The organism is Streptomyces sp. NBC_00122, from assembly GCF_045160845.1.
Classification (GTDB): Bacteria; Actinomycetota; Actinomycetes; order Streptomycetales; family Streptomycetaceae; genus Streptomyces.
Window position 1 is genome coordinate 1,335,855 of record NZ_CP108191.1, and the last position, 16,663, is coordinate 1,352,517.

Sequence of the window (16,663 nt, forward strand, 5' to 3'; positions counted from 1 at the left end):
ACTCAAGACTCAGAACACTAGGTCCTGTCGTCAAAGCAGCGCCGGTAGGGCCCGCGGCGTCCGGTGCCGTGCATCGCAAGGCGGAAGGGCGCCCGAGTACTGGACGTACTTGGGCGCCCCGACAACGCGGCGAGGTGCGGTGCTGGGCGTCGCGGGCCAGGCGGGACTTTGACGACAGGGCCTATGGGTGGTCGACGAGGGGGCGGAGTTCGCCTGCCGGCCGGGGGCGGGTGTGCTCCCGCTGTTCGAGGCCGAAGGTGGTGAAGGCGGTCCGTTCGGGCTGGGGGTACGGGTTCTTGCCGGTGAGGGTGTTCAGGATGGTGGCGCTGCGCCAGGCGGCGAGGCCGAGGTCGGGGGCTCCGACGCCGTGGCTGTGGCGTTCGGCGTTCTGGACGAAGATGCTGCCGGTGACGGCGGGGTCGGTGATCATCCGGTAGCGGTCGTCGATGCGGGGGCGGCCGTCCGAGTCCTTGCGCAGGTAGGGGTCGAGTGCGGCGAGGAGGCGGCCGAGGGGGCGTTCGCGGTAGCCGGTGGCGAGGATGACGGCGTCGGTGGTGATGCGGGAGCGGGCGCCCTGCTCGATGTGTTCGAGGTGGAGTTCGACTTTGGTGGTGGCGACGCGGCCGGCGGTGCGGACGCTGACTCCGGGGGTGAGGACGGTGTCGGGCCAGCCGCCGTGGAGGGTGCGGCGGTAGAGCTCTTCGTGGATGGCGGCGATGGTGTCGGCGTCGATGCCTTTGTGGAGTTGCCATTGGGCGGGGACGAGCTTGTCGCGGACGGGTTCGGGGAGGGCGTGGAAGTAGCGGGTGTAGTCGGGGGTGAAGTGTTCGAGGCCGAGTTTGGAGTACTCCATGGGGGCGAAGGAGGGGGTGCGGGCGAGCCAGGTGAGGCGTTCGCGGCCGGCGGGGCGGGCGCGCAGCAAGTCGAGGAAGACTTCGGCGCCGGACTGGCCTGATCCGATGACGGTGACGTGTTCGGCGCCGAGGATGCGCTGCCGGTTGTCGAGGTAGTCGGCGGAGTGGATGACGGGGACGGTGGGGGCTTCGGCGAGGGTACGCAGGGGTTCGGGGACGTAGGGGGCGGTGCCGATGCCAAGGGCGAGGTTGCGGGTGTAGGTGCGGCCGAGGGCTTCGGCTTCGCCGTCGTCGTCGAGCTGGGTGAAGTCGACTTCGAAGAGGTCGTGTTCGGGGTTCCAGCGGACGGCGTCGACCTGGTGGCCGAAGTGGAGTCCGGGGATGCGGCCGGCGACCCAGCGGCAGTAGGCGTCGTATTCGGCGCGCTGGATGTGGAACTGCTCGGCGAAGTAGAAGGGGAAGAGCCGTTCCCTGTGTTTGAGGTAGTTGAGGAAGCTCCAGGGGCTGGCCGGGTCGGCGAGGGTGACCAGGTCGGCGAGGAAGGGGACTTGGAGGGTGGCTCCGTCGATGAGGAGTCCGGGGTGCCAGCGGAAGTCGAGGCGCTGGTCGTAGAAGGCGGTGGCGAGTTCGCCGGCTCCTTGGTGCGGCAGGCCGTGGGCGAGGGCCGCTAGGGACAGGTTGAAGGGGCCGATGCCGATTCCGACGAGGTCGTGGGGTGCATCGAGCTGGGCGGTCATCGGTGGGCGCTGCCTTCCAGGAGGGCGATGAGGGTGTCCAGGTCCCCCGCCGTGGTGTGGGGGTTGAGCAGGGTGGCTTTGAGCCACAGGCGGCCGTCGGCGTGGGTGCGGCCGAGGACGGCGCGGCCTTCGTGCAGGAGGGTGCGGCGCAGGGTGGCGACCTGGGTGTCATCGGCGTGGGTGGGCCTGAAGAGCACGGTGGTGATGGTGGGGGCCGCGTGGAGTTCGAAGCCGGGGTGGGCGTCGAGGAGTGCGGCGAGGTGGTGGGCGAGTTCGCAGGTGTGGTCGATGAGGCGGGCGAGGCCGTCGCGGCCGAGTGCGCGCAGGGTGGTGGCGATCTTGAGGGCGTCGGGGCGGCGGGTGGTGCGCAGGGAGCGGCCGAGGAGGTCGGGCAGGCCGGCTTCGGTGTCGTCGGTGGCGTTGAGGTAGTCGGCCTGGTGGGCGAGGGGGGCGAGCAGGGCGGTGTCGGGGACGGCGAGGAGGCCTGCGGCGACGGGCTGCCAACCGAGTTTGTGCAGGTCGACGGTGATCGAGTGGGCGCGGTCGAGTCCGGCGAGTTTGTCGCGGTGGCGGGGGCTGAGTGCCAGTGGTCCCCCGTACGCGGCGTCGATGTGGAGGTCGGCGCCGTGGCGGTCGCAGAGGTCGGCGATGCGGTGGAGGGGGTCGATGAGTCCGGCGTCGGTGGTGCCGGCGGTGGCGGTGACGAGGGCGGGGCCGGGGGTGGCGGCGAGGGTTTCGGCGAGGCGGGCGGGGTCGAGGGTGCCGGTGGGGGTGGGGACGGCGACGGCGGGGGGCAGGCCGAGGAGCCAGGCGGCGCGGGGGACGGAGTGGTGGGCGTTGGCACCGTGCAGGACGGTGAGCCCGGGTCCGTGGCGTTCGCGGGCGAGGAGGAGCGCCAGTTGGTTGGCTTCGGTGCCGCCGGTGGTGACGAGGGCGTCGGCGTGGGGGGTGTCGTAGAACTCGGCGGCGAGGGCGCGGGTGAGGAGGGCTTCGATCGCGGAGGCGGCGGGGGCCTGGTCCCAGGAGTCGAGGGAGGGGTTGAGGGCGCTGGCGGCGAGGTCGGCGGCGGCCGCGACGGCGAGGGGCGGGCAGTGCAGGTGGGCTGCGCAGAGGGGGTCGGCGGGGTCTGCGGCGCCGGCCGCGAGGGTGTGCACGAGGGTCCGGAGCGCCTCGTGGTCCCCGGTGCCGTGTTCGGGGAGTACGTCGCCCAGTGCGGCCTGGACGCGGGCCGCGAGCCCGTCCGGCCCGCCGGCCGGGAGCGGCCCGCCGCGCTCCCGGGCTCCGCTGTGCAGGGCGTCGAGGACCGTGTCGAGGAGGGGCCGCATGGCTTCGGCGCCGCCGGGGCCGCCGGCGAGGGGGGGCGGCGGGGTCGGCGTACCGGGCGGCGCGGTCATCCGGGTCCTCCGGGGCGTTGGTCCGTGGCAGGGTGGTGGGCACCCGGCCGGTACAACGATCCGACCCGAATGGGGTAACCGCCGGGGTCCGTCCGGCGTCGATTTCCGGCCGCCGCCCTGGCGGGGCCAGGGGCGGGGGGAGCTCCCCCCGCCCCTGGCCCGTCCCGGAACTGCGGGGCTACGCGGTGCGGACCCGCAGTGCGCGTGCCAGGTCGTCGAGCTGGTCGACCAGTTTGCGGCGCAGGAGCGGGAGGATGTCCGGGCCCGCGAGACAGGCGTGGCCGGCCTGGAGGTTGGCCTCGTCGACGGCGTACGCGGGGAAGGCCCAGCGTCCGATCGCCTCGCCGATGGCGGGCCCGCGGCGGCCGGCGAGGGCGACGGCCTCCGGGTAGAACCGCTCCACGTACTCCTGTACGAGATCGGCCTGTTCGGGCTGCCAGAACCCCTGGGCGGTGGCGCTGAGGAGGTAGTTGGACAGGCTGTCGTCGTGGAAGAGGCGGTCCCAGGCCGCGGCCTTGGCGTGTGCCGTGGGGAGCGCGGCGCGGCAGCGGGCGGCGCCTTCCTCACCGGTGGCGCTGGGGTCGGCGGCGAGCGCGGCGTCGATCTCGGCCTCTCCCACGGCGCCGAGGACGGCCAGCCGGGCGAGGATGCGCCAGCGCAGCTCGGGGTCGAGTTCGGGGCCGCCGGGGACGGAGTCGTCGGCGAGCCAGGCGGCCACGGTCTCGGGCTGGGTGGCGCTGTCGATGAGGGTCCGTACGGCGGTCAGCCGCAGCCCGGGGTCCGAGCCGTCCTCGGAGCGCCGGAGCAGGGCGCGGCCGATGGAGGTGATGGTGGCCAGCGCCGCGGTCCGGTCGGCGGGGGCGACGTAGCGCGTGGCGATCTGGGTGCGGGCGAAGGTGAGGACGCCCTGGACGATGGCCAGGTCGTGTTCCTCGGGCAGGTGTGCCTCGGCGGTCGCCAGGTAGTCGCGGGGGTCGAGTTCGCCGTCGCGGACCATGTCGCGCAGGGAGTTCCAGACGACGGCGCGGGTGAGCGGTTCGGGGATGCGGGAGAGGCCGCGCAGGACGGTTTCGACGGAGGTTTCGTCGAGGCGGACCTTGGCGTAGCTGAGGTCGCCGTCGTTGAGGACGAGGAGTGCGGGGCGGGGGCCGCTCTCGGACACCACTTCGCCGGACGGTACGTCGAGGTCGAGGAGTTCGCGCAGGTGCAGGCGGCCCGCGTCGGCGGGGTCGTGGTCGTAGACGCCGACGGCGATGTGGTGGGGGCGGCTGCCGTGGCGGTCGACGGTGAGGGTCCAGCCGGGAGCGCCGTCGGTGCTCTCCTCGATGCGCGGGGTGAGGGTGTCGATGCCGGTGGTGCGCAGCCAGATCTCGGCCCAGGCGTGGACGTCGCGGTCGGTGTGGGCGGCGAGGGAGTCGACGAAGTCGGCGAGGGAGGCGTTGGCGAACTTGTGGCGGGCGAAGTGGGTGTTGATGCCGGCGAGGAAGTCCTTCTCGCCGAGCCAGGCGACGAGCTGGCGCAGGGCGGAGGCGCCCTTGGCGTAGGAGATGCCGTCGAAGTTGAGGAGGGCGGACGCGGTGTCGGGGACGTCGTCGGGGTCGGGGGCGACGGGGTGGGTGGAGGGGCGCTGGTCGGCGTCGTAGCCCCAGGCTTTGCGGGTGACGCCGAATTCGGTCCAGGTGTCGGTGAAGCGGGTGGCTTCGGTGAGGGTCTGGTAGCCCATGTATTCGGCGAAGGACTCGTTGAGCCAGATGTCGTCGAACCAGGCGAGGGTGACGAGGTCGCCGAACCACATGTGGGCCATCTCGTGGGCGATGACCATGGCGCGGGTCTGGCGTTCGGTGTCGGTGACGGCGGAGCGGTAGATGAACTCGTCGCGGAAGGTGACGAGGCCGGGGTTCTCCATGGCTCCGGCGTTGAACTCGGGTACGAAGGCCTGGTCGTAGGAGTCGAAGGGGTAGGGCTCGGTGAACTTCTGCGCGTAGCGGTCGAAGCAGTCCTTGGTGATGGACAGGATCTCGTCGGCGTCGGCGTCCATGTGGGGGGCGAGGGACCGGCGGCAGTGGATGCCGAAGGGCAGTCCGGCGTGCTCGGTGGTCACGCTGTGCCAGGGGCCGGCGGCGACGGCGGCGAGGTAGGTGGAGATGACGGGGGTCGGGGCGGAGCGCCAGATGCCGGCGCCGTCGCTGTCGCGCTCCCCGGTGCGGGTGGTGATGCCGTTGGCGAGGACGGTCCAGTGCGCGGGGGCGGTGACGGTGAACTCGAAGACGGCCTTGAGGTCGGGCTGGTCGAAGGCCGGGAAGACCCGCTGGACGTCGTCCATGAACATCTGGCTGTAGACGTACGTCTGGCCGTCCGCGGGGTCGGTGAAGCGGTGCAGGCCCTCGCCGGTGCGGGAGTAGCGCATGCGGGTGTCGAGGTGCAGCTCGTGGGGGCCCTCGGTGAGGCCGGTGAGGGGGAAGCGGCTGCCGTCGAGGGCGGCCGGGTCGAGGGGGTGGCCGTCGAGGGCCGCGGAGCGCAGTTCGTCCGGTTTCAGCTCCAGGAAGGTGTCTCCGGCGGTGCGGGCGCTGAACCGGATGACGGTGGTGGAGTCGAAGGTGTCGTCGTCGCCGGTGAGGTCGAGGGTGACGGCGTAGTGGTGGACGTCGAGGAGCTGGGCTCGGAGCTGCGCTTCGTTGCGCGTCAGTGCGGACATGAGGCCCATGCTGCCTGACGGCGGCGGCGTCCCCCAGGGGCTAAGCGCGGGCTAAGCGGCCTCGGGGAAGTGGGGTACGGGGACGTGCCCTACTTCCCCGAGGCCGCTCACTCTTCGCCGGCAGCGATCGTCTCGTGGTGGCGGATGACCTCGGCGATGATGAAGTTGAGGAGTTTCTCGGCGAAGGCCGGGTCGAGCTTGGCGTTCTCGGCGAGCTGGCGGAGCCGGGCGATCTGGCTGGCCTCGCGGCCGGGGTCGGCCGGGGGCAGCTGGTGCCGGGCCTTGAGGTGGCCGACCTGCTGGGTGCACTTGAAGCGCTCGGCGAGCATGTGGACGACGGCCGCGTCGATGTTGTCGATGCTGTCCCGCAGGCGGGCGAGTTCGGCGGCGACGTACTCGTCGATCCCGTTGTCGATGTCGCTGTTGTTCATGGTTCCCGAGAATACGTGGCGGGCGCGGGTGTTTCCTCGGGCAGTCGGTCCGTGAGACGGGTTCTGGTCACGGGGGCGGGGTCGCGGTGCCGAGCCGGCCGCCTTCGGGGGTGGGGCCGCGGTGGGGGTGCCGCCGGGGCGTTCCCGTACCGCTTCAACCTGCACGGCCGGGCCGACGTCTTTCAGGAGGGAGCCGGATGCTCCGCCGTGGAGCGCCGCGCGGACATGTGCGAGGTCGAAGGTGGTGACGATGACGATGCGCGGTGCGTCCTGGCCGAAGGGGCGCCGGGTGATGTCGGGGCCGCCCTCATCGCCGTCGCCGCCTCCGCGTCCTTCCGGCCGGTTCCGGCCCGGCCGGAAGGACGCGGTGCGAGTGCTACAGGGTGGCCGCGGCGCTCTTGATCGCGGCGGCGAAGGTGGAGACCTCGGTGTAGACGCCGGGGTAGTCGGGCCGGGCGCAGCCTTGGCCCCAGCTGACTATGCCGACCTGGATCCAGGCGTTCGCGCTGTCGCGGCGGAACATCGGGCCGCCGGAGTCGCCCTGGCAGGTGTCGACGCCGCCCGCGTCGAAGCCGGCGCAGATCTCCTCGGCCGGGACGAGGGAGCTGCCGTACGAGGCCTGGCAGCTGGCGTCGGAGACGAAGGGGACGGTGGCCTTGCGCAGGTAGCGCTGCTGGCCGCCGCCTTCGCGGGTGGCGCCCCAGCCGGCGACGGTGAAGGTGCCGTTGTCGTACTGCTTGGTCTCGGCGATCTTGAGGGTGGGCTGGTTGATGGGCTGGGCGAGCTTGATCAGGGCCCAGTCCTTGCCGGAGCCGTTGTAGCCGGGGGCCTGGAGGACCTTGGTGGACTTGACCTTGATGGCGCTGGAGCTGTTGAGGTCGACGACTCCGGCGGTGGCGGTGATGGAAGTGTTGTTGCCGGAGCCGTTCACGCAGTGGGCGGCGGTCAGGACGATCTGCTGGGTGTAGAGGGCGCCGCCGCAGCCCATGGAGAGGCGCACCATGAAGGGGAACTCGCCCTGGGCGGCGCGGGTGCCGCCGACGACGGGTGCGGTGGAGGCTCCGGCGCTGGTGGGCTGGAGGCTGACGGCGGCGAGGGCGACCGCGCCGATCGCGAGGGTTCGTTTCATGAACCGCACAAGGGTGCTCACAGTCAACACACTGCCTTTCGTGGGGGGTTGGGCCGTGCGCGTCATTGGGTGAATGACGAGTCCATGACACATCGAACGTATGACGGGCATCAAGAACGCGTTTTCGGACACTTTCCGGCCCCGGGGGCGGCATGACGCAGAACAGCAGGCACAGCAGCCCGGTCGAGCACGGATTTCCGCATCTGGAGACGGTCCGCGCGGCGATCACGGCGCTGTTCCGCCGCCTGTCCCCCGACGGGATCCGGGCCTACGACACGAGCTTCGCCCCCGCCGACGCGGCCTTCGGCGCCGACGAGGACCTGCACCTGGGGGCCCACCGGGTGGCTTCCGCGATGGTGCGCGCGCTGCGGCTGCCCGACGCGCGCATGGTGGTCGCCTTCCGGCCGATGCGGGACGCCGCCTCGGTGGAACTGGCCGCGGGTCCCGAGTACTTCGTCGAGGTCAGCGACCGCTTCCGCACGCACCGGCGCGACCTGGCCGCCGCCCTGGCCCACGAGGTCACCCACGTCCTGCTGCACCGGCTGGGCCTGGGCTTCCCCACCACCGCGGAGAACGAGATCCTCACCGACACCGCCGCCGCCTACCTCGGCGCCGGCTGGCTGCTGCTCGACGCCTACCGCGAGGACGCGCTCACCCACCAGAAGCTCGGCTACCTCACCCCGGAGGAGTTCGGCTACGTCCTGGCACGGCGCGCCGGCCTGTTCGGCGAGGACCCCTCCACCTGGTTCACCAGCCCGCAGGCGTACGAGGCCTACGTGCGCGGCCGCGCCCTGGCCGAGCGGGAGCGGCGCCGGGCCCCGCTCGCGGCCGCCGGACCGCAGGCGCGGCGCCGGTACGCGAAGGCACGGCGCACCGGGGCGCTCCCGGCGGACGGGTCGGCGTACCGCTTCGAGGCGGACGGCGCCGGTCCGGGGCTGCGGGTGAACTTCCCCTGTCCGGTGTGCGGGCAGCGACTGCGGGTCGCGGTGCGCGGGCCGCTCCGGGCGCGGTGCGGGCTGTGCCGCACGGTGCTGGAGTGCGACACGTAGGCGCGTTCCCGGCGATCCGCCGCTCGCCGTCCACCGCGATCCGCCGCTCGCCGTCCCCGCCGATCCACCACAATCCGCTGCGATTCACCAAGATCCACGGGGATTCATCATCCAGCCACGAAAAGTTTCCTACCAGCCAGTAGACATGGAGTCGGATCTGGCCAACCCTGGTCGCGTACATGCCAATGCGCGACCGAGGAGCGTCCCCCCATGCGCAGCACCCGCCGCACCCGCACGACCCGCACCACGCGTGCCACCGCCGCCGGCGTGGCCGTCGCGGCCGCCGTCCTGACCCTGCTGCCCGCCACCGCGGCCGAGGCGGCCCCCGTCACCCGGACCGTCACCGCGTCCGCGCCCGGCGGGAACGCGGCGATCCTGGGCATCGACTACGCCACCTGGCAGCGCGACGTCGCCGCCGTGGTCGACGCGGCCCGCCCCGCCATCGAGCAGCGCATCGCCGCCGCGCCCGCCGGCGAGAAGCCCGCGATCGTGCTCGACATCGACAACAGCTCGCTGGAGACGGACTTCCACTGGTTCTGGACCTTCCCGACCCCCGCGATCTCCAAGGTCCGCGAGCTGACCCGGTACGCGAACGACCGCGGGGTGGCGATCTTCTTCGTCACGGCCCGCCCGGGAATCGTGTACTCCCTGACCGAGCACAACCTCAAGGCCGTCGGCTACCCGGTCTCGGGCCTGTACGTCCGCGACCTGCCCGACCTGTTCGACGAGGTGAGCGCGTACAAGACGGGCAAGCGCGCCGAGATCGAGGCCCGCGGCTACACGATCATCGCCAACATCGGCAACAACCAGAGCGACCTCGTCGGCGGCCACGCCGAGCTCACCGTCAAGCTGCCGGACTACGGCGGCAAGCTGTCCTGACCCTCCATCGCGCCGGCCGCGCCCGTCCCAACATGTTGGGCGGAACGCGGTTCAGCGGGTGGATGTAGCGGGTAGTCATATCCCATCGCACGAGTGATGGAGCCGGGCCCGACCCCTCGCCAGGGGGCCGGGCCCGCTTCGTTTCCCGGTCCGCTACGCCGGCACGGGCTCGGGGGACACCGCGGTGCGGGGCAGCGTCAGGCACAGCACCGCACAGAGCAGGAATCCGGCGCTCACCCAGGGCATCGCGGTGGTCAGGGCGCGGGTCGGGCCGCTGTCGGCGAGGGCTCCGAAGAAGACGGAGCCGATGACGGCCGCGCCGAGGGCGCCGCCGAACTGCTGGGCAGTGGAGAAGATCCCGGAGGCGCCGCCCGCGATGTCGGCGGGGACGGCGGACAGCACCACGTTCACCAGCGGCACCACGAGGAAGCCGAGTCCGCCGCCGGCGACGAGCAGGCCGGGGACGAGCGGCCAGGCGCCGACGGGCTCCGCGGCGGAGTGGGCCACGGCGTACCAGACCCCCGCGAAGCCGCCCGCCATCAGCAGCGCGCCGGCGGCGAGGACGAGGCGGCCGAAGCGCACGGCGAGGGCGTCGGCGGCCGGGGCGGTGAGGAAGCCGCCGACGGAGAAGGCGACGGTGACCAGGCCCGCCTGCATGGGGGTGTACCCCTCGCCGCCCTGGAGCCATATCGCGAAGACCAGGAAGAAGCCCTGCATGCCGACGGCGAAGAGGAGCTGGACGGCGAGGCCCACGGAGAAAGCGGGCAGCCGGAACGCCCGGGCGGGCAGCAGCGGTACGGTCGCCCCGCGCCGCCGGGCTTCGAGGATGCCGAGGCCGGTGACGGCGAGCACCCCGGCGGCCAGGCACAGCCAGCCCCACAGCGGCCAGCCGTTGGCCTCGCCCTGGACCAGCGGCAGCACGACGGCGATCAGGCCCCCGGCGAGGACGAGGCTGCCGAGCAGGTCTGGCCGGCCGGCGCCGCGCTCGCGGGTGGCGGGGACCAGAACCGCGCCGGCGGCGAGCGTGGCCAGCGCGACGGGCACGTTGACGAGGAACACCGAGCGCCAGCCCCAGCCGAAGAGGTCGGCGTCGGTGAGCAGGCCGCCGAGCAGCAGCCCGACGGCGGAGGCGAAGCCGGCGACGGCTCCGTACATCCCGAAGACGGCGCCGCGCTCCTTGCCCTGGAACAGCGTGCGGAAGGAGCCGAGCACCTGGGGCATCAGCAGGGCGGCCATGACCCCTTGGGCGGCGCGGGCGGCGATCAGCTGGCCGGGGCTCTGGGCGACGCCGCAGGCGAGGGAGGCGAGGCCGAAGCCCGCCGTCCCGGCCAGGAAGAGCGTCTTGCGGCCGTACCGGTCGCCGAGGTGGCCGGAGACGATCAGGGTGGCGGCGAAGCCGAGCAGGTAGGCGGAGACGAGCCACTGCAGGGCGCTCTGCGAGGCCTGCAGGTCACGGCCGATGGAGGGGATGGCGACGTTGACGATGGTGACGTCGAGCAGGTCCATGAGCGCGGCCACCATCATGACGACGGCGGCGGCCCAGCGGCGTGGATAGGGGATCGGGGTCATGACAGCAGCCTCCAGAACTCTTTCGTTCGGACGAACGAAAGAATTGCACGCGGGCAGGCATGGCCGCAAGTCTTTCGTTCGAGCGAACGAAAGACTTGGTAGGCTGGCCCCATGGGTGAAGAAGTCGACGCGCGACGCGCGGAGGTACTGGAGGAGCTGGGCCGCACGGGCCGGGAGACCAGCGCGGCGACGGTGGTGTTCCACGAGGCGGCGGCCGCGAAGCAGGGGCTGAGCGCGACGGAGACGAAGACGCTGGACCTGCTGCAGCGGCGCGGGCCACTGACGGCGAAGGAGCTGTCCCAGCTGTCGGGGCTGGCCCCGGCCTCGGTGACGGGCCTGGTCGACCGGCTGGAACGCAAGGGCTTCGTCCGCCGGGCCGAGCACCCGACGGACAAGCGGCGCGTCCTGGTCGAGGCCCTGCCGGAGCGGCTGGACGCGATCCGGCCGGTGTTCGACGACTGGGCGCGGGAGGTCGCGGAGCTGTGCGCCGAGTTCACGACGGAGGAGCTGGAGACGGTGATCCGCTTCCTCCAGGGCTCGAACGCCCGCCAGCTCCGCGCGGCGGCCCGCCTCTCGGACTCCTGACGACCCGGCCCGACGACCCGGGACGACCCGGCCCGATCCCGGACGACCCGGTCCGACGGCCCGGGCTCCGTCCCGGAACCTCCCCCGGGCTCCGTCCCGGCGACGGCGGCGCACCCGGCCGCCCGGCCGCCCGCCCGACGACCTTCAGCGCGAGCCGTACACCGGGTGCGCGGGCTCCGCCGCGGCGAGGAGTTTCGCCGCGGCCTCCCCCGCCTCCGCGGGAGTCCACCGCGCGCCGCGGTCCGCCGTGGGACCCGGGCGCCAGCCCTCCATCACCGTGATCCGCCCGCCCTCCGCCTCGAACACCCGCCCGGTCACCCCGGCGGAGGCGTCCGCGCCGAGCCACACCACCAGCGGCGACACGTTCTCCGGTGCCATCGCGTCGAACGCCCCGGCGGCCGGCGCCGCCATGGTCTCGGCGAAGGCCCGCTCCGTCATCCGGGTCCGCGCCGCCGGGGCGATCGCGTTGACCTGGACCCCGTAGCGCCCCATCTCCGCGGCCGCGACCAGCGTGAGCCCCAGGATCCCCGCCTTGGCCGCGCTGTAGTTGCCCTGGCCGACCGAGCCCAGCAGCCCGGCCCCCGAAGAGGTGTTGACCACCCGGGCCGCCACCGGCCGGCCGGCCTTCGCCTCCGCCCGCCACCACCCGGCCGCCGACCGCAGCGGCAGGAAGTGCCCCTTCAGGTGCACCCGCACGACCGCGTCCCAGTCGTCCTCGTCCAGGTTCACCAGCATCCGGTCCCGCAGGAACCCGGCATTGTTGACCAGCGTGTCGAGGCGGCCGAACGAGGACACCGCCGCCTGGACCAGCGAGGCCGCGCCCTCCGGCGTCGCGACGTCCCCGCCGTGCGCCACCGCCTCCCCGCCGAGCGCCTCGATCTCCCGGACCACCTGTGCCGCCGGGGACTGCGGCCCCGCCGCCCCGTCCAGCCCCACCCCCAGGTCGTTGACGACGACCTTCGCGCCCTCCGCCGCGAAGGCCAGCGCGTGGGTCCGTCCCAGCCCCCGCCCCGCGCCCGTCACGATCACGACCCGACCTTCGGCGATACCGGCCATCTCAGCTCTCCTTGTTGACAGTTGCCGCATCAAGAAACGCCGGGCGCTCCCCGCCCCCGTGCACGAGCAGGCTCGCCCCGCTCACGTACCCCGCCCGGCCGGAGGCCAGGAACACCGCCGCGTCCCCGACGTCCGAGGGTTCCGCCAGCCGCCCGAGCGGTACGGTCGCGCGTACCGCCGCGATACCGGCCTCGTCCCCGTAGTGCAGGTGCGACAGCTCGGTCCGCACCATGCCCAGGACCAGCGTGTTCACCCGTACCTCGGGGGCCCATTCCACGGCCATGGAGCGGGCCAGGTTCTCCAGTCCCGCCTTCGCCGCCCCGTACGCCGCGGTCCCCGGCGAGGGCCGGGTCCCGCTGACGCTGCCGATCATCACCACCGAGCCCCGTGCCTGGCGCAGCCACGGGTGGGCGGCGAGCGAGGCCGTCATCGGCGCCACCAGGTTCAGCTCGACGACCCGCGCGTGGCGCTGCGCCTCGCCCTCCCCCAGCAGCCGGTACGGGGTCCCGCCCGCGTTGTTGACCAGGCAGTCGAGCCGCCCGTACCGGTCGGCGACCGCGCCGAAGAAGTCCCGTACGGCCGCCGGATCGCGCAGGTCCAGCGGGACGAACGACGCCTCGCGGCCGTTCGCCGAAACCGGTTCCCCGGGCGGCCGCCGTGCGCAGATCACGACCTGCGCGCCCGCCGCGAGGAACGACCGGGCGATCCCTGCGCCGACGCCCCGGGTTCCGCCCGTGACGACGACGACCCTCCCGTCCAGCTCCATGGGCTGCTACCTTCCTCACCTAACAAATGTTTGGTGGAAAGGTAGCTGATCCGCTCATGGGTGTCTCCACCTCAAGCCCCGGCAAGGGCATCGCACTTGTCACAGTCGACTTCCCACCCGTCAACGCGCTGCCCGTGCAGGGGTGGTACGACCTCGCCGACGCGCTGCGGACCGCGGGCCGCGACCCCGAGGTCCGGTGCGTCGTCCTCGCCGCCGAAGGCCGGGGCTTCAACGCCGGCGTCGACATCAAGGAGATGCAGCGCGACACCGGCCACGCCTCCCTGATCGGCGCCAACCGGGGCTGCTCCGAGGCCTTCGCCGCCGTGTACGAGTGCGAGGTGCCGGTCGTCGCGGCCGTGCACGGCTTCTGCCTGGGCGGCGGCATCGGGCTCGTGGGCAACGCCGACGCGATCGTGGCGAGCGACGACGCCGCCTTCGGCCTGCCCGAGCTGGACCGGGGCGCGCTCGGCGCCGCCACCCACCTGGCCCGCCTGGTCCCCCAGCACCTGATGCGCACCCTCTACTACACCTCACGCACCGCGACCGCCGCCGAACTGCACGCGCACGGCTCGGTCTGGCAGGTCGTCCCGCGCGGGGAACTGCGTACCGCGGCCCTGGAGCTGGCCGCCGAGATCGCGAAGAAGGACGGCTACCTGCTGCGGCTGGCCAAGGCCGCCATCAACGGCATCGACCCCGTCGACGTGCGCCGCAGCTATCGCTTCGAGCAGGGCTTCACCTTCGAGGCCAACCTCAGCGGGGTCGCCGACCGCGTCCGTGACACCTTCGGGAAGGAACAGCGTCCATGACCGGCAGGACAGACAAGGTACTGACCCCGGAAGAGGTCGTCGGGCAGCTGCGCAGCGGGATGACGCTCGGCATCGGCGGCTGGGGCTCCCGGCGCAAGCCCATGGCACTGGTGCGGGCGCTGCTCCGCTCCACGATCACCGATCTCACCGTGATCTCCTACGGGGGCCCCGACGTCGGCCTGCTGGCCGCCGCGGGCCGCATCAGCAGACTGGTCGCCCCGTTCGCCACCCTCGACTCGATCCCGCTGGAGCCCCACTTCCGGGCCGCCCGCGAGCGCGCCGCCTTCACCCTCACCGAACTCGACGAGGCCATGTTCATGTGGGGCCTGCACGCCGCCGCCAACCGGCTCCCCTTCCTCCCCGTCCGGGCCGGCCTCGGCTCGGACGTGATGCGGGTCAACCCGGAGCTGCGGACCGTCACCTCCCCCTACGCCGACGGCGAGGAGCTCGTCGCCGTCCCCGCCCTGCGCATGGACGCCGCGCTGGTCCACATGAACCGAGCCGACCGCCTCGGCAACGCCCAGTACCTGGGCCCGGACCCGTACTTCGACGACCTGTTCTGCGAGGCAGCGGACGCCGCGTACGTCTCCTGCGAGCAGCTCGTCGAGACCGCCGAGCTCACCAAGGCCGGTCCCCCGCAGTCCCTCCTCGTCAGCCGCCACTCCGTCACCGGGGTCGTCGAGACCCCCAACGGCGCGCACTTCACCTCCTGCGTCCCCGACTACGAGCGCGACGAGGCCTTCCAGAAGCTCTACGCGACCACCCCCTGGCCCGAGTTCGCCGCCCGCTTCCTCTCCGGCGGGAGCGAGCACGACTACCAGTCAGCCGTCCGGACCTGGCACGAGGAGCAGCAGTGACCACCGCGACCGTCACCCGCGCCCCCCTTCTCCCGCCCACCCGCGCCGAGTACTGCGTGATCGCCTGCGCCGAGGCCTGGCGCGACAACGGCGAGGTGCTCGCCAGCCCTATGGGCCTGATCCCCTCCTTCGGGGCCAGGCTCGCGAAGCGGACCTTCTCCCCCGACCTGCTCCTGACCGACGGCGAAGCGATGCTCGTCGGCCTCGACGGCACGGTCGAGGGCTGGCTCCCGTACCGGCGCCACCTGACCATGGTCACCGGGGGCAGGCGGCACGTGATGATGGGCGCCAGCCAGATCGACCGGTTCGGTAACCAGAACATCTCCTGCATCGGCGACTGGGCGCGGCCGGCCCGCCAGCTCCTGGGCGTGCGCGGTGCGCCCGTCAACACCCTGAACAATCCCGTGAGTTACTGGATCCCCAAGCACTCGGCCCGGGTGTTCGTGGAGCGCGTCGACATGGTCAGCGGTGTCGGTCACGACCGCGCGGAGGCCGCCGGGGTGACCCGCTACCACCGCCTGCCCCGGGTGGTCAGCGATCTCGGCGTCTTCGACTTCACGGGCCCCGGCCGCTCGATGCGCCTGGCCTCCCTCCACCCGGGGGTCGCAGTCGAGCAGGTCCGGGCGGCCACCGGCTTCGAGCTCGGAAACGCGGAGGAGGTCCCGTACACGCGGGAGCCGACCGCGGCGGAGCTGCGGCTGATCCGCGAGGTGATCGACCCCGAGGGCCTGCGCGACCGCGAAGTGCGGGGCTGATCCGATGCGGACGGCATTCACCGAGCTGGTCGGCGTCGAGCACCCGATCGTGCAGACGGGCATGGGCTGGGTCGCGGGACCGCGTCTGGTGTCGGGCGCGGCGGGCGCCGGAGCCCTCGGGATCCTGGCGTCGGCGACGATGACCCTGGACCAGCTGCGGTCGGCGGTCCGCGAGGTCAAGTCCCGTATCCCGGAGGGGACTCCCTTCGGGGTCAACCTGCGCGCGGACGCCGGCGACGCGGCCGAACGCGCCCGGCTGATCATCGACGAGGGGGTCAAGGTCGCCTCCTTCGCCCTCGCGCCCTCGCGGGAGCTGATCGCCCGGCTCAAGGACGCGGGCGTGGTCGTCATCCCGAGCATCGGCGCCCGCCGGCACGCCGAGAAGGTGGCCGCGTGGGGCGCGGACGCGGTGATCGTGCAGGGCGGTGAGGGCGGCGGGCACACCGGGGACGTGGCCACGACGGTGCTGTTGCCCCAGGTCGTCGACGCCGTGGACATCCCGGTGATCGCGGCGGGCGGTTTCAGCGACGGCCGCGGCCTGGTCGCGGCCCTGTCCTACGGGGCCGCGGGCATCGCCATGGGTACCCGCTTCCTGCTGACCACGGACTCCACCGTCCCGGACGCCGTGAAGGCCGAGTACCTGAAGGCCACCGTCAAGGACGTCACCGTGACCACGGCCGTCGACGGCCTGCCGCACCGGATGCTGCGCACCGAGCTGGTCGACGCCCTGGAGCGGGCGGGCCGCGCCCGGGCGCTGGCCAGGGCGGTGCGGCACGCGGCGGGCTTCCGCAGGATCTCCGGTCTGAGCTGGGCGCAGATGGTGCGCGACGGCCTGGCGATGAAACACGGCAAGGACCTGTCCTGGAGCCAGGTCCTGCTCGCCGCGAACACCCCCATGCTCCTCAAGGCGTCCATGGTCGAGGGCCGTACGGACCTCGGTGTCATGGCATCGGGCCAGGTCGCGGGGGTGATCGACGATGTCCCGTCCTGTGCGGAGCTCGTCTCCCGCGTCATGGCCGAAGCACAGCAGGTACTCGCGTCACTGCACTCGCTCCGCACCCTGCCACCACCAGGGTGATCCCCCTTCTCCGTCACAGGAGT

Annotated in this window: 15 protein-coding genes; 7 read left to right on the forward strand and 8 right to left on the reverse strand. The window is 72.8% G+C overall.

What is annotated here, in order from left to right:
* Positions 1-181 precede the first annotated feature (181 nt).
* The 5 genes from OG737_RS06325 to OG737_RS06345 all read right to left on the reverse strand — a co-directional run bounded on the left by OG737_RS06325 (position 182) and on the right by OG737_RS06345 (position 7,240).
* The gene (locus OG737_RS06325) at positions 182-1,591 is read right to left on the reverse strand and encodes a SidA/IucD/PvdA family monooxygenase (RefSeq protein WP_328925143.1); all 1,410 of its coding nucleotides are present in this window, start codon (positions 1,589-1,591) and stop codon (positions 182-184) included.
* Positions 1,588-2,985 carry an aminotransferase class V-fold PLP-dependent enzyme gene (locus OG737_RS06330; RefSeq protein ID WP_328925144.1) on the reverse strand — a complete coding sequence of 466 codons (1,398 nt, stop codon included), beginning with the start codon at positions 2,983-2,985 and terminating at the stop codon, positions 1,588-1,590. Before OG737_RS06330 ends, OG737_RS06325 begins: the two co-directional genes overlap by 4 nt.
* Before the next feature lie 178 nt (positions 2,986-3,163).
* Positions 3,164-5,680: an aminopeptidase N gene (gene pepN / locus OG737_RS06335; RefSeq protein WP_328925145.1), complete on the reverse strand. Its 2,517-nt coding sequence runs from the start codon at positions 5,678-5,680 to the stop codon at positions 3,164-3,166.
* A 107-nt stretch (positions 5,681-5,787) separates the two neighbouring features.
* Entirely contained in the window at positions 5,788-6,111 is a 324-nt protein-coding gene (locus tag OG737_RS06340) for a chorismate mutase (RefSeq protein ID WP_328925146.1), read from the reverse strand.
* A 376-nt stretch (positions 6,112-6,487) separates the two neighbouring features.
* A complete protein-coding gene (locus OG737_RS06345; protein ID WP_405680071.1) occupies positions 6,488-7,240 on the reverse strand; it encodes a S1 family peptidase in 753 nt (250 codons plus the stop codon).
* Positions 7,241-7,392: 152 nt separating this feature from the next.
* Here OG737_RS06345 and OG737_RS06350 point away from each other — a divergent pair, with 152 nt between their 5' ends.
* Both OG737_RS06350 and OG737_RS06355 read left to right on the forward strand, forming a co-directional pair.
* Positions 7,393-8,289 carry a hypothetical protein gene (locus OG737_RS06350; protein WP_405921265.1) on the forward strand — a complete coding sequence of 299 codons (897 nt, stop codon included), beginning with the start codon at positions 7,393-7,395 and terminating at the stop codon, positions 8,287-8,289.
* Between the two features lie 210 nt (positions 8,290-8,499).
* On the forward strand, positions 8,500-9,168 hold the full coding sequence (locus OG737_RS06355; protein ID WP_405680069.1) for an HAD family acid phosphatase: 669 nt from the start codon (positions 8,500-8,502) through the stop codon (positions 9,166-9,168).
* 153 nt (positions 9,169-9,321) lie between these two features.
* Here OG737_RS06355 and OG737_RS06360 read toward each other — a convergent pair whose 3' ends face one another.
* On the reverse strand, positions 9,322-10,737 hold the full coding sequence (locus tag OG737_RS06360) for an MFS transporter (protein ID WP_405680068.1): 1,416 nt from the start codon (positions 10,735-10,737) through the stop codon (positions 9,322-9,324).
* 111 nt (positions 10,738-10,848) lie between these two features.
* Here OG737_RS06360 and OG737_RS06365 point away from each other — a divergent pair, with 111 nt between their 5' ends.
* Entirely contained in the window at positions 10,849-11,322 is a 474-nt protein-coding gene (locus tag OG737_RS06365; RefSeq protein ID WP_328925151.1) for a MarR family transcriptional regulator, read from the forward strand.
* A gap of 144 nt (positions 11,323-11,466) precedes the next feature.
* Here the strand turns inward: OG737_RS06365 and OG737_RS06370 are convergent, their stop codons facing one another.
* Together OG737_RS06370 and OG737_RS06375 are read right to left on the reverse strand one after the other, a co-directional pair.
* The gene (locus OG737_RS06370; RefSeq protein WP_328925152.1) at positions 11,467-12,378 is read right to left on the reverse strand and encodes an SDR family oxidoreductase; all 912 of its coding nucleotides are present in this window, start codon (positions 12,376-12,378) and stop codon (positions 11,467-11,469) included.
* A 1-nt stretch (position 12,379) separates the two neighbouring features.
* A complete protein-coding gene (locus OG737_RS06375) occupies positions 12,380-13,144 on the reverse strand; it encodes an SDR family oxidoreductase (protein ID WP_328925153.1) in 765 nt (254 codons plus the stop codon).
* A 56-nt stretch (positions 13,145-13,200) separates the two neighbouring features.
* Between OG737_RS06375 and OG737_RS06380 the strand changes: the two genes are divergently transcribed.
* The 4 genes from OG737_RS06380 to OG737_RS06395 are packed head-to-tail and all read left to right on the forward strand — an operon-like array spanning position 13,201 to position 16,640.
* The gene (locus tag OG737_RS06380; RefSeq protein WP_328925154.1) at positions 13,201-13,950 is read left to right on the forward strand and encodes an enoyl-CoA hydratase family protein; all 750 of its coding nucleotides are present in this window, start codon (positions 13,201-13,203) and stop codon (positions 13,948-13,950) included.
* Positions 13,947-14,807, forward strand: coding sequence for a CoA-transferase (locus OG737_RS06385; protein ID WP_328925155.1), 861 nt, complete (start codon positions 13,947-13,949; stop codon positions 14,805-14,807). Before OG737_RS06380 ends, OG737_RS06385 begins: the two co-directional genes overlap by 4 nt.
* A complete protein-coding gene (locus OG737_RS06390) occupies positions 14,804-15,562 on the forward strand; it encodes a CoA-transferase (protein ID WP_328925156.1) in 759 nt (252 codons plus the stop codon). The genes OG737_RS06385 and OG737_RS06390 overlap by 4 nt, the downstream gene beginning before the upstream one ends.
* 4 nt (positions 15,563-15,566) lie before the next feature.
* Positions 15,567-16,640 (forward strand): nitronate monooxygenase, encoded by a 1,074-nt coding sequence (locus OG737_RS06395; protein ID WP_328925157.1) that lies wholly within the window; start codon positions 15,567-15,569, stop codon positions 16,638-16,640.
* Positions 16,641-16,663 lie beyond the last annotated feature (23 nt).

Coding starts and splice junctions, on each gene's coding strand:
- OG737_RS06355 (WP_405680069.1), top strand. CDS start 8,500: ATGCGCAGCACCCGCCGCACCCGCACGACCCGCACCACGCGTGCCACC.
- OG737_RS06370 (WP_328925152.1), bottom strand. CDS start 12,378: ATGGCCGGTATCGCCGAAGGTCGGGTCGTGATCGTGACGGGCGCGGGG.
- OG737_RS06340 (WP_328925146.1), bottom strand. CDS start 6,111: ATGAACAACAGCGACATCGACAACGGGATCGACGAGTACGTCGCCGCC.
- OG737_RS06345 (WP_405680071.1), bottom strand. CDS start 7,240: ATGAAACGAACCCTCGCGATCGGCGCGGTCGCCCTCGCCGCCGTCAGC.
- OG737_RS06380 (WP_328925154.1), top strand. CDS start 13,201: ATGGGTGTCTCCACCTCAAGCCCCGGCAAGGGCATCGCACTTGTCACA.
- OG737_RS06330 (WP_328925144.1), bottom strand. CDS start 2,985: ATGACCGCGCCGCCCGGTACGCCGACCCCGCCGCCCCCCCTCGCCGGC.
- pepN (WP_328925145.1), bottom strand. CDS start 5,680: ATGTCCGCACTGACGCGCAACGAAGCGCAGCTCCGAGCCCAGCTCCTC.
- OG737_RS06325 (WP_328925143.1), bottom strand. CDS start 1,591: ATGACCGCCCAGCTCGATGCACCCCACGACCTCGTCGGAATCGGCATC.
- OG737_RS06395 (WP_328925157.1), top strand. CDS start 15,567: ATGCGGACGGCATTCACCGAGCTGGTCGGCGTCGAGCACCCGATCGTG.
- OG737_RS06365 (WP_328925151.1), top strand. CDS start 10,849: ATGGGTGAAGAAGTCGACGCGCGACGCGCGGAGGTACTGGAGGAGCTG.
- OG737_RS06375 (WP_328925153.1), bottom strand. CDS start 13,144: ATGGAGCTGGACGGGAGGGTCGTCGTCGTCACGGGCGGAACCCGGGGC.
- OG737_RS06350 (WP_405921265.1), top strand. CDS start 7,393: ATGACGCAGAACAGCAGGCACAGCAGCCCGGTCGAGCACGGATTTCCG.
- OG737_RS06385 (WP_328925155.1), top strand. CDS start 13,947: ATGACCGGCAGGACAGACAAGGTACTGACCCCGGAAGAGGTCGTCGGG.
- OG737_RS06360 (WP_405680068.1), bottom strand. CDS start 10,737: ATGACCCCGATCCCCTATCCACGCCGCTGGGCCGCCGCCGTCGTCATG.